This is a genomic window from Alteromonas gracilis (genome assembly GCF_036870955.2).
Taxonomy (GTDB): domain Bacteria; phylum Pseudomonadota; class Gammaproteobacteria; order Enterobacterales; family Alteromonadaceae; genus Alteromonas; species Alteromonas gracilis_A.
This window is the reverse complement of the sequence record NZ_CP145482.2, coordinates 3,475,847-3,488,385: the sequence shown is the minus strand read 5'-3', so window position 1 is coordinate 3,488,385 and position 12,539 is coordinate 3,475,847. Positions and strand designations below refer to the sequence as shown.

Genomic DNA, 12,539 nt, shown 5'->3' with positions numbered 1-12,539 from the left:
CCTTTTGGCGGGTTTTTAGTAGGTGCTGTGCGCTTTGTTCTTAAGACAAACGGCCTTTAAAATCTTCGTAAGAAAATTCACGAACCAATTCAAAGTCACCATTTGAACGCAGTATGCCAATGGCAGGGTGTTCAACACCATTAAAGAAGGTTGTCTTTACCATGGTGTAATGCATCATGTCCTCAAACTGTAGGCGATCTCCCGCTTTTAGCGGTTTGTCAAAAGAGTAGGTGTCAATAACGTCACCTAAGCAAGACATGAATTACCACCCAATTTCACGTTATAGGCTTTTTCGTCAGGCATACCTGCATTTAAAATGGCAGGGCGATAGGGCATCTCCAACACGTCTGGCATATGGGCGGTTGCGGAAATATCTAAAATGGCGATATCACCTTCATTCTCAACAATGTCGACCACTTCGCTAATAAGCGGGCCTGTTTGCCACGCGACTGCGGAGCCGGGCTCTAGGATAACGTCTAAATGCGGATAGCGTGCTTTAAACGCTTTCAGCGTAGTGATTAAATGCTCAACGTCATAACCTTCACGTGTCATCAAGTGACCGCCCCCGAGGTTTAACCACTTAAGGTCTCCCAGCCATTTTCCGAAGCGCTTCTCGATTGCTTCTAGGGTACGGGCTGTGGCAAATGAATCACACTCACACAAGTTGTGGCAGTGGAAACCGTCGATACCGCTTAAATCAACGCCCTCTAAATCACTCGCTTTTATCCCCAAACGAGAACCTGGTGCGGCAGGATCGTAAAGCGGAGTATCAGCTTCTTGATGTTCAGGATTAATGCGTAAGCCCAGAGAGACATTAGACAAGGTATCTTTGTGCGCATTCCATTGAGTCAAACTATTAAATGAAAGGTGGTTGACCAATGACGCAAGTGCTTTGGCATCACTTTCTTTGTACGCTGGCGAGTAAGCGTGAACTTCTTTACCCATTTCTGCAGCTAACTTGGCTTCCCAAACAGAACTTGCTGTCGCGCCGTGGAGGTACTGCTTAATAATGTCGAAGCATGACCACATTGAAAAGCCCTTAAGCGCAAGAATGATACGAGCTCCAGACTCGTCTTGAACTCGCTTCATTAGCTCAAGGTTACGAATAAGCTTTGCTTCCTCCAATACGTAACAAGGAGAGGGGATATCAGTGCGTTGCGTTAAATCGGTCAATGGGGTCAAACTCCGTAAAGATGATAGTGTTCGTTTTATTTGTACGCGATATGGCGTAACAGTCAAACAAAAGGGCGCCTTAGCGCCCTTTGTTGAAGTTATTTAGTGAAAGGGCTGCTCTCACATTCGATCACATGCCATGGAAGGCCATGCTCGTTTAGCATATCCATGAATGGATCTGGGTCAAACTGCTCCATGTTCCATACACCTGCTTCTTTCCACGTGCCATTTAGCATTAGCGCAGCGCCAATCATTGCTGGTACACCTGTGGTGTAAGATACTGCTTGTGCGCCCACTTCTTCATTACATTTGGCGTGATCACAGTTGTTGTAAATAAAGATTGTTTTTTCTTTGCCATCTTTAATACCTGTGATGTATGTACCAATGCATGTCATACCGCTGTAGCCTTCGGCCAATGAACCAGGGTTAGGTAATACGGCTTTCAAGAACTCTAGAGGCACAATTTGTTGGCCTTGGAATTCCACTGGCTCAATGCTCGTCATACCAATACCTTCTAATACGCGAAGGTGGTTAAGGTATGCATCACCAAATGTCATCCAGAAACGTGCGCGTTTCAGGGTAGGGAAGTGCTTGACCAGTGACTCAAGCTCTTCGTGAAACATAAGGTAAGATGCGCGAACACCGATATTTTGATAGTCCAAGTCTTCACGTACGCTTAATGGATCAGTTTCTTTCCATTCACCGTTTTCCCAAAAACGACCGCGCTGCGTAATCTCGCGAATGTTAATTTCAGGGTTGAAGTTTGTCGCGAATGCTTGGCCATGATCGCCGCCATTACAGTCAACGATATCCAAGTAATGAATTTCATCGAAATAATGCTTTGCTGCATAGGCCGTATAAACGTTAGTTACACCTGGATCGAAGCCACTGCCTAGCAGTGCCATGATACCCGCGTCTTTGAATTTATTTTGATACGCCCACTGCCATGAGTATTCAAACTTAGCTTCGTCTTTTGGTTCGTAGTTGGCAGTATCTAGGTAGTCTGTATTCGTTGCCAAGCACGCATCCATAATAGGCAGGTCTTGGTAAGGCAAGGCTAGATTAATTACAAGATCAGGTTTCACTTCATTAATCAGTGCTTCTACTTCTTTTGCGTTGTCTGCATCAAGGGCAAATACACCTTTAACACGGTCTTCGCCAACTTCTTTCTGAAGCGCTTCGCATTTCGATACGGTGCGGCTTGCAAGATAAATTTCGTCGAAGTGTTGTGGCAAACGTGCACACTTTTTTACAGTTACTGACGCAACGCCGCCAGCACCAATAATTAAAACGCGAGACATATTATCTGATCCCTAATTTTGCTAATTAAATTTGGGCTGAATGCTAGCAGACCATTCTTATTTGGCAAGCAAAGTCAGCGTGAGAGAGAACAAAAAATTTTAATCGTTACAAGCGAATAATCAAGAATGTTGACCGCCATTACCGTGTGACAGTATCAATAGGCGGCGATATAACAACTTTCCCATCAACTTTGTAGTAAGGGTATAGCAAAAGCCGCTCTTCGTGGTTGGGGGTTGCTGTTGCTATCGCAATAGCTTCAAGTGTATTACTATCTTGTGTATTTACCGTTGCAGCATAAACCAATACGCTGTAGCTATTGCTATCGGTTGTCGCATCAATAATGCGCCATTGAAGCTGTTCAATAAGCTGTGACTCGCGTTTTGTGCTATTAGTTTCTTCACTGAAGACACAACCCACTCTACCGTGCTCATAGATTGCAGCAAAAGGGTAAAACACCTCACATACAGGTAGCATATGCTCGCAAAGATGCAGAGCACGAGAGACTAGTTCGTTAAGCGGTTTGGGCAATGTAACTGGTCGATCAAGCATAGTGTCACTCCTAGTTAGCCTTGCTATTGAGCACTGTATTTTGTTACGCACGCCGTCGAAAATTAGATTAGTGATTTAGCCCTTGGGAAAAATTGAACATAAAGTTTGAGAAGCCTAGATAGAGAATGGCAGTAAATATTTGACTGCTCAAGTAATAACCGCTTATTGTGGCTATACAAAAAAATAGATTATGCCCAGTAGCCTCTTTTCTTTTGCTACCTAGCGCCTTGTAGCCCTCCTGTATGCAACACAACAATGCGCGTCCCTTTCTCGAAGCGTCGGTTTTCTAACATGTCCTTTAACGCCCAAAATACCTTTCCTGAATAGACGGGCTCTATCTTAAAAGGCATAAGTTCATTGAACGAATCGCAGAAGGTTCGCAAATGTGCAGGGGTTTTGGCATAACCTCCCAGATGAAAGTCATGGGTTATAGACCAATTTTCACGATCTTTGTCGATAAATTGTGACACTAATGACTCTAAATATCCTTCTCCTTTCAGTACGCCGACGCCCATCGCATGTTGCTTATGATTCAGCGCATTGGCAATGCCCGCCAATGTTGCGCCGCTCGCAACTGGCGTCAAAAGTACGTCAAAGGGCCTGGATATTTCTTGTACCATCTGCTTGATGCCTAACAGCGCGTCGTGCTGACTACCACCTTCAGGGATAATTACAGCATTATCCAACCTCTCTCTTAAGTCTCGTAAATAGAGTTGGTCATTGCGTTTTTTATATGTCGCTTTATCGACATACTCAATGTTGCTATGCCACATGAGTAAGTCTTTTATCATCGGGCTCGGCGAAGCACTGTAGTTACCACGAATAATAGCGGTGAAAGGAATAGCTAATTGGTGGCAAGCATAGCCGAGTGCATGTAGATGATTTGAAAATCCGCCTCCAAAACTCGCTATTCTTGGAGGAAGTGGTTCACGAAGTGCGTTAGACAATTTCCTCCATTTATTACCAGACATGACAGGGTGAATGGCATCGTCGCGCTTTACCCAAATAGTTACGTCACTTGCGCCTTTCCATGATGGTGTAAAAAGAGTAAGAGGCGAAGGAAGTGTTAGCGATGCTTCGAGTGTTGCAAGCGGATGCACAAGTACTGTTACCGTAATCTGATCAAATGCGATTGACGTGAAGTATAACCAGTATGTGAAGTAAAAAAAATTGAATCAACAAGGGTTTGACATGAAGAGCTTCGGATTAGCCCCGCCGCATGGACTTGACAATGGCTCGGGTAGAACACGTTGGTTACTCGTCGTAATGGTATACATGTTTGGCACATTGCTAATGGTAGGAAATTCCATGGCTCAAGATAAATCAGCACAGAAAACATCTCCTGCTGAAATCCAAGAAAACATACCAGACGCTGCGCTGGTAGGTGAAGATATGTTTACTTATTACTTTTGGGACGTATACCTCGCCTCCTTGTATGCACCCAGCGGTAAGTTTGATATTGACTCATCGTTCGCGCTGCGTCTGAAGTACCAGCGAGATTTAGAGGGTAAAAAGATAGCACAACGCTCGATTGACGAGATTAAGAAACAGAGCTCGCCGTCAAAAGAGCAAGCCAGTATGTGGTTGGCCAAAATGGAAGCGATTTTCCCTGATGTAAGCGACGGTGACGTGTTAACGGGGATAGCGCTAAAAGATGGGACAAGCATATTTTATTTTAACGGCGAAAAGGTTGATAGCATTGATGATGCCGAATTCACTACTCAGTTTTTTAATATTTGGTTAGGTGAGAAAACGTCTGAGCCTAAATTTAGAAAAGCATTGCTAGGAAACAGTTAAATGAAAATCGTAAAAAATGTAGCGCTTGTTGTTATTGGAGCAGGGCTTACACTTGCATCTCTTTCAGGTTGCTCTGTCTCTGTAGATGGAAATGATTACAAAGCGGTGAAGCCATTTTTGATATCGAGCAATTTTTTGAGGGCGATGTAAAAGCCTGGGGTATTGTACAAAATCGGTCTGGTGAGGTTATCCAGCGATTCATTGTTGATATAAACGGCCGGGTTGATGGCGATACACTAATCCTAGATGAAGCTTTCGAATACGGTGTAGGAGAAGGCCCAACTTCTCGGACTTGGACTATTGTGAAGCAAGCGGACAATACTTTTGTGGGGAGTGCGACAGATATTGAAGGGCCTGCGAAAGGAACGTCATTTGGTAACGCATTCAACTTTCACTATGAAATGGATTTACCCGTGGATGATACAACCTATGCCGTCACGTTTGACGATTGGTTTTGGGCATTTGACGATAGCACGATGATGAACCGTTCTTATATTCGCAAGTTTGGCATTGTTATGGCTGAAGTCACCATTTTCATGCAAAAGCAGCCTTAGTCATTAATAAGTGAGAGCAATGGCGAGCATAGTGCATAGCGCACGCCATTATCTGACACGGAAATTTTAATTCTATTTCAGGTGTTTAGGTTGGGTATAGGATTATAAGTAACAAGCAGTACCCTTGTTGGGTGCTGCTTTTTTTGTTTTTCCAAAATAGCGTTATCTATACCCTTCAAAGCATACTTTATGACGAAATAAAGATATAAATAATCTTATTTTAAGGGTGTATGTATATGTTTTAATTGGTTTTAACTAGAATTATATTGAATTTTATTAAGTTCTTTTTACAAAAGTGTATTCACTCTACTGTTTTCTTCAGCAATGCAAAATTGCGCGCCATACGGTGGCGATAAATTATAAAACTACAATGGGAACACACTGTGAAAACTGTAAAAACAACTCTTTCTTTAGTGAGCGCGGGCATTATTTCTGCACTCGCAGCTTCTTCTGCGTACTCAAGCGATCTTGTCATCAGTGGCGTTATTGATGGCTCTTTGAGTGGTGGTGTACCAAAAGCGGTTGAGCTTTTTGTTGTTAATGATATCGCTGACCTTTCTGTGTACGGCGTAGGAAGTGCAAATAATGGCGGTGGTTCTGATGGACAGGAATTTACGTTTCCTGCACAAGCTGCTGAAGCTGGTACCTATATTTATGTAGCATCGGAAGAAGACGGCTTTACTGCATTCTTTGGAGATGCACCTGATTTTACTAGCAGTGCAATGGGCATCAACGGTGATGATGCGGTTGAATTGTTTAAAGACGGCAATGTCGTCGATACATTTGGTGATATAAATGTCGATGGAAATGGTACGGCTTGGGAATACTTAGATGGCTGGGCGTATCGTGTGAACGGTGAATCGGCAAATGCAGGAAGTTTTGACCCTACTAATTGGACATTTAGTGGTGTCGATGCTCTTGATGGAGAAGACAACAATGCTTAGGTGCCACTACGCCATTCCCAATCGCGACATTTACCACAGAAGGTGGCGGTAGTGTAGTCGTGCCGCCAGAAGAACCGATTATAGAACTGGGCCTTTGTGGCGAGAGCGCAACTTTAATCAGCGCTATTCAAGGAAGTGGTGATGAGTCGCCAGAAGTAGGGATGAGCCACACGGTTGAAGCCGTAATAACTGGCGTAAGAGAAGGTGGATTCTTCATTCAGGAAGAAGCTAGCGACATGGATGCGGATGATGCTACTTCAGAGGGTATCTTTGTTGAAGGCGTAATCGATGTTGAGGTGGGTAACAGCATTCGATTGCATGGTGAAATTGAAGAAAACTTTGGCCTTACAACAATTGCAATGGATACTGACGTTCAAGCGCTTGATTGCGGTGTGGCACAGGTTGCTGATCCTGTTTTCATTGCGCTTCCATTAGACATTGAACTTGAAACCGTCGAAGGTATGGTGGTTAGCGTTGTTGATGCCACTGTAACAAGCACAAGCACACTATGGCGTTTTGGTGAAATCAAGGTAAGCGACGCGCTTAAACGTCAACCAAGTGACGTAGCTGCGCCGTTGTCAGATGCATATACTGCTGCCGTAGAAGAAGCGCAAAGTAACCTTATTACTATTGAAGATAGCAGTAATGCAAGGTTTCCAGATACGTTAAGCTTTTTCCCGAACTTTAGTTATGCAAACCCAATTCGAATTGGTGACACGGTGTCGACGTCTGGCCCAATGAGCTTTGGTTTTGGCGCATACCGTATCAACCCATCTCAAGCATTAGAAATTACTACAGAACGCGATGCTGTGCCTGTCGTTACAGAAGGCAATTTGTCTATCGCGACTTTCAATGTACTCAATTATTTCAACGGTGAAATTACCGACAGCGGCGATGTTACTTTTGATTTTGATGGCAATCGAGGTGCAGGTGATGAAACCGCATTCGCTCTTCAGCAAAGTCGTATTGTAGAAGCCATTGTTAACCTAGATGCTGACGTTGTTGGCTTGATGGAAATTGAAAATGATGGGTTCGATGAAAACAGCGCTATTCAGTCATTGGTTAATGCGGTAAACGCTGAGTTGGCTGATGAAGCGCAATATTCATTTGTTACAACGACGGATGGAAGTGGTATCGGTACAGATGCGATAACTGTAGGTTTAATTTATCGCGCATCGGTCGTCACTGTGGACGGTGAGCCGCTAATCGTAAATATGCCAGAACAACAACTTGGCGACGATCGTCTGGCTCGTATGCGTCCATCATTGGTGCAAAACTTTGTACACACAGACTCTGAAAAATCTTTCCTAGTGGCGGTTAACCACTTTAAATCTAAGGGCTCTGGTTGTGCAGAAGATGCGGCTGAAACCTCAGATATTGATAGCATCCAAGGTAGCTGTAATGCCCTTCGTGTTTCAGCTGCTGTGACCTTAGGTGAAGCATTGAGTGATGAATCACTTCCAGATCGCAAGATTATTTTGGGCGACTTGAACGCCTACAGTGCGGAAGACCCAGTTGCTGTACTCACTGACTATACGCCAGAGGCCCGTGGATACACTATTCAAACAGCAGTCAACACAGAACGTGACGAAGGCGCGTCAGTTGCTGTTGAATCTAGCTTTGGTTACCACAACCTAGCAAAAACCTTTGACGCAGAAGGGTTTTCTTACTGGTTCTTTGGCTCAGAGCAGGTGGGTAGTTTGGACCACGTTCTGGCTAGCGACGCCATGTTACAAGATGCAGTCGATGGTACGCATTGGAACATCAATTCGGTCGAAGCTTTCCAGCTACAATATGACCAAGCATTGCGATTTTACCCTGATGAAGACGGTTACGCATTCACTGATGTAGGGCCATACAGAAGCTCAGACCATGACCCATTTATTGCTACGTTCAACTTACAAGCCGATGTTGATGAGGACCCTGTAGTTATGCCTACTCCAGCGCCAACCAGCTCGGGTGGAGCAATGGGTGGTTTGCTTGGACTGTTAGCCGCAGCAATTGGCTTTCGTCGCCGCGTAAACAAAGTATCTGCGTAATTAAAAAGTTCTCTTAGTACGGAAGTAAGCAAAAGTCCCAGTCAATTCGTTGTCTGGGCTTTTTTTTAACTCACAACCTTCAGATGAAATGGGCGTTACCGCTTAAAACTGAATACAACGCCTAATCCATGGCCTTTAAATAATGGGTCGTGAACAAACCATAACTTACCATCATGAATTTTTACAATGGCTGCTACGAGTGATAACCCAAGTCCGTTGCCTTGACTTGTTCTGCTTGACTCGGCGCGATAAAAACGTCTTTCGAGGCTGGTAATTTCTTTTTCGCCTACACCTATGCCAGCGTCATTTATAGCAATCACAATGCGTCCGTTGGCTTCATTTAACTGCACGTCTACTAGGCTTTCTTTAGGAGAATATTTAATGGCATTGTCTAGTACATTGGCCACAGCTTGAAAGAGCAGGTTGGGGTCTGCAAACATAGTTACAGGCTGTAACGTGTTAGTGAGTGTAATGGATCTTTCTTCTGCCAACGGCAAATAAAGGTCAATCACATCCTCGACAATCGCGCGCACATCCGTATCACAAAAACCTTCTTTTTTGCTGGTGGTTTCCAGGCCACTGATTCTGAGCAAGCTGTTAAACATGTTAAGCAGCGTATCAGCCTCGTGCGTGGTTTCTTCACGCAGTCTGTCGTCTTCTATTTTCTCAAGCGTATTGCGCAGTCGCGATAGCGGCGTTCTTAAATCGTGAGCAATACTGTCAGTCACTGATTTGATGTTGTTAACTGAACTTTCAATGGTGTCCAGCATGTTGTTAAAAACAAAAGAGAGGCTACTTAGGTCGTCCCAATTACTGTCGATTTCAAGACGCTCCTCTAAACTCCCCGTTTTAATGATTTTATCGGCTGTCTGAGACATACGGTTGATGCGATTGACGACGTACACGGCGATGGCAAAACTCAGTATGCTCAACAAACATAAAAGAACAACAATTATCCAGCTAAAAGTTCGCCCGAACCATTGTGCACTGTATAAGTCATCTATGCCTCTGCCGACATGAAGCACGTGGTCGCCAAGCTGTACTTCTTTAAAAAGAGCCTGATGGAGCGTGCGTGTATCTTCTGAACCTTTATGAGTCACCACAATTTCGGCGGTACTATAGCCGTCAAAATCGTGCCTAGCTATAACAATAGGAATGACTGATAAGGTGCCAGTCACCACGCTGTCACCTTGGCTAAGTACAACGAAGGAGCGAATAGGTTCGAACTGAGATAGGCCAGTTTCAGTGGCTGTGGAGCTTGAAAAACTGCCGCTTTCAATGGCTGAAATAACGGCCTCAATACCAAGCTGTTGATGAAGCGTCGTTAGCGCATCCACTTTGGCGTTTATGGCAGCATTGGATTCTGTTATAAACAAATCACTACTGGTTAAACGCCAAAAATAAATGATAAGGACGATTGCAATACTCGCTAGCGTTGTTAACAGAGCGCCAACGCGAAAACTTGAGCTTCGCGTAAAGTCGCGAATTGCAATCATGCAAGATTATCCGCTATTCGGTATCCTGTTCCTCTAACTGTTTCAATAAGCGGTACGTTAAACGCTTTGTCTACTTTTTGACGCAAGCGGCTAATGTGAACATCAATTACGTTTGTTTGGGGGTCAAAATGATAGTTCCACACTTGCTCTAGTAGCATGCTACGTGTAACTACTTTGCCCTTGTGGCGTAACAAGCATTCCAACAACTGAAACTCTTTAGACTGCAAATCTATTTCTGTTTCACCGCGAAGAACCTTGCGATTAACCAAGTCCAACGTGAGGTCGCCTACTTTAATCAGAGTTTTGTCATCGCTTTCACGATTTCGACCTGCTAGCCCTTCGACTCTTGCCAACAACTCTTCAAAAGCAAACGGTTTTGTAAGGTAATCGTTAGCCCCTGTTCTGAGTCCCTTTACTTTATCTTCAACTTGGCTTTTCGCACTGAGTAGGAGCACTGGAGTGGTATTACCGCTTTCTCGAAGTTTTTCAAGTACAGTGAAACCATCAAGTTCTGGCAACATTACATCAAGAATAACGGCGTCTAACTCGTTTGAAACAGCCTCGCGAAATCCGGCAGCACCATCACCCACAGTGATGCACTCATGCCCTTCGCCAGATAGGCCATTAGAGATATGCGACGCAACTTTTGGATCATCTTCTACCAATAGGACTTTCATCATCACGCTTCTTTTCTATTATTAAACGCACATGCACTTTATCGAAATAAAGCGCTACTCGAGTGCACAGGCACTCTTAATACAATGCTTTTACGTATTTCAGTGACAGATACGATCACTTTTCTACGTCGACTAAGACTCACGATTGAAGCGCATCTCTGCACCGTAGGGTGTAAAATGTTGAACGTCGCCACGTTCACATTTCTTTTGTACTTCATGCCAATACTCCGGCGTCATAAGATCCCCATGCAGCGACTTCAGAATGTCTTTAAATTGCCGTTTTCCCACAATAAAGTGCTCGAACTGCTCTGGAAATACATCGTTAGGGGCGACGGATAGTGTGTCTATGGCATATGGGTCGTCCGACTTCGGCAGGGCCCTGAAGTTTCGTTCATTCATTAAACAGATTTCATCATAATCATAAAAAATGACTCTGCCGTGTCGCGTAATACCAAAGTTCTTATGCAGCATGTCACCTGGAAAAATATTGGCCATGGCGATTTGTTTAATGCAAAGACCGAGTTCGTCGAGCGCTTTGGTTATTTTTTCTTCGTCGGTTTCTTGTTGCAAAAACAGATTGAGCGGTGTCATCTTTCGCTCAATGTAAAGGTGTTTGATAATAAGTTCAGACTCTGTGAATTCTAAGCTCGAAGCACAGGTTGCTTTTAGTTCCTCAATTAATTCTGGCTCAATGCGTTCAAGAGGGAATCGAAAATTAACATACTCGTGGGTGTCCGCCATGCGCCCGACACGGTCTGACATTTTTACTAGCTTGTAACACTCTTTAACATGCTCTCTGGTAATTTTCTTGCTTTCAGCAAACTCATCTTTAATGATTTTAAATACCACTCCGTAAGAAGGTAGATGAAACACCATCATCACTAAGCCTCTTATTCCAGGCGCAGCCTCAAATTTGTCGTCCGATGTGTCCATATGCTGAAGGAAGTTACGATAAAATACCGTCTTTCCATGCTTGTAGTGTCCTAGCGCCATGTACAGTTCAAAGTGCTTTTTGTTGGGCAACAACTCTTGCAAAAAAGCGGCAACTTCCGCTGGGTTTTGCGTATCTGCCATAAAATAACTTCGTGCAAACCCAAAGATAACGCTAAGGTCTTTTCTGTCTGTAAGCAAAGCGTCCACAAACATGTGAGGCTCATTGTATCTGCGCATGGCGATAACAAAAGGCAGCGTCTCATCAGGCATGCATATACGTCCTATTAAGTAGGCTGCTTTGCCTCTAAAGAACGTTGGCTTAAGGATCTCTACTGCTTGAACACTGGCTAATTGTGCTTTGTCTAAACGGGCACGTAAAGCTTGTTCAAGATGTTGTAAGTCGCGTTCAAAATCCTCAAAAGGAATGTTGTAGCGATATATCTTGAAGATGGACTCATACATCTCTCGAACCGTCGTTGTGGTATCAAAGCTATTAATTACTTTGTGTCTGTCTTGGCCAGGCAAGAAACAACGGCTCGGTAATACAAACATCATATCGTTATCAATTTTTCGATGTTTGAACAAGCGTCCTATGACTGAGTTATAAAAGGTCTCTGCTAATTCAAATTGAGGATGACCTTCAAGGTGTGTAGCAAAAGCTTTTTTGAGCTCTTGCCAAAAACCGCCATCTTTTTGATGAACTTCGGTCATCTGATAAATCTCAGCAACTGCGTCAGACAAACTTTGTTCGTAAATGGTAATTCTTTCTTTTGATGCCGCTTGCGTCTCCTTCCAGTTACCTTTTTCAAAGCGCTCTTGTGCGCCGCGCGTGATACGCGTGAACCAGCGATAGCTTTTGTCGAAATGCGACAATATTTGATAGGCGACTTTTTTAACAAGTGATGAATCGAGATGAGAAGCCGTAGAATGCATAGAGTACTTTCCTTACTTTTATGATGATAGGTTTACCATAAAAAAGTGGCAAAGTGAGAGAAGTTTGAAGCAGTTCGAATATAAGTTTAGAAAATAGGCCTGTATTTTTGTTTTACTAAATTTTTGATTAATGTATTCTGAA

9 protein-coding genes and 2 pseudogenes are annotated in these 12,539 nt (G+C 43.7%); 4 read left to right on the top strand and 7 right to left on the bottom strand.

Annotation, left to right across the window (positions count from 1 at the left end; all coding sequences use genetic code 11):
- Positions 1–40: 40 nt before the first annotated feature.
- From nspC to V6N89_RS16795, 4 genes and pseudogenes are all read right to left on the bottom strand, one after another.
- Positions 41–1,173: pseudogene (nspC, locus tag V6N89_RS16810) on the bottom strand (carboxynorspermidine decarboxylase).
- Between the two features lie 98 nt (positions 1,174–1,271).
- Complete coding sequence (locus V6N89_RS16805) at positions 1,272–2,474, bottom strand: saccharopine dehydrogenase family protein (RefSeq protein WP_159626669.1); 1,203 nt, start codon at positions 2,472–2,474, stop codon at positions 1,272–1,274.
- 139 nt (positions 2,475–2,613) lie between these two features.
- Positions 2,614–3,024, bottom strand: coding sequence for a hypothetical protein (locus V6N89_RS16800; protein ID WP_338518581.1), 411 nt, complete (start codon positions 3,022–3,024; stop codon positions 2,614–2,616).
- 215 nt (positions 3,025–3,239) lie between these two features.
- A complete protein-coding gene (locus V6N89_RS16795) occupies positions 3,240–4,124 on the bottom strand; it encodes a 1-aminocyclopropane-1-carboxylate deaminase/D-cysteine desulfhydrase (RefSeq protein ID WP_338518580.1) in 885 nt (294 codons plus the stop codon).
- Between the two features lie 91 nt (positions 4,125–4,215).
- On the opposite strand from V6N89_RS16795, the gene V6N89_RS16790 reads away from it, so the two are divergent.
- From V6N89_RS16790 to V6N89_RS16775, 4 genes and pseudogenes are all read left to right on the top strand, one after another.
- Positions 4,216–4,821, top strand: a complete 606-nt coding sequence (locus V6N89_RS16790) for a chalcone isomerase family protein (protein ID WP_338518579.1) — start codon at positions 4,216–4,218, stop codon at positions 4,819–4,821.
- Positions 4,822–5,375: pseudogene (locus V6N89_RS16785) on the top strand (DUF3833 domain-containing protein).
- 383 nt (positions 5,376–5,758) lie between these two features.
- Positions 5,759–6,319, top strand: coding sequence for a hypothetical protein (locus tag V6N89_RS16780; RefSeq protein WP_346992989.1), 561 nt, complete (start codon positions 5,759–5,761; stop codon positions 6,317–6,319).
- A gap of 59 nt (positions 6,320–6,378) precedes the next feature.
- Positions 6,379–8,358 carry an ExeM/NucH family extracellular endonuclease gene (locus tag V6N89_RS16775; protein ID WP_338518577.1) on the top strand — a complete coding sequence of 660 codons (1,980 nt, stop codon included), beginning with the start codon at positions 6,379–6,381 and terminating at the stop codon, positions 8,356–8,358.
- Positions 8,359–8,453: 95 nt separating this feature from the next.
- Here V6N89_RS16775 and V6N89_RS16770 read toward each other — a convergent pair whose 3' ends face one another.
- The 3 genes from V6N89_RS16770 to aceK form a co-directional block, all read right to left on the bottom strand.
- Positions 8,454–9,854, bottom strand: a complete 1,401-nt coding sequence (locus tag V6N89_RS16770) for a sensor histidine kinase (RefSeq protein ID WP_338518576.1) — start codon at positions 9,852–9,854, stop codon at positions 8,454–8,456.
- Positions 9,851–10,531, bottom strand: a complete 681-nt coding sequence (locus V6N89_RS16765) for a response regulator transcription factor (protein ID WP_338520161.1) — start codon at positions 10,529–10,531, stop codon at positions 9,851–9,853. Before V6N89_RS16765 ends, V6N89_RS16770 begins: the two co-directional genes overlap by 4 nt.
- A gap of 132 nt (positions 10,532–10,663) precedes the next feature.
- On the bottom strand, positions 10,664–12,397 hold the full coding sequence (aceK, locus tag V6N89_RS16760) for a bifunctional isocitrate dehydrogenase kinase/phosphatase (RefSeq protein ID WP_346992988.1): 1,734 nt from the start codon (positions 12,395–12,397) through the stop codon (positions 10,664–10,666).
- Positions 12,398–12,539: the final 142 nt, after the last annotated feature.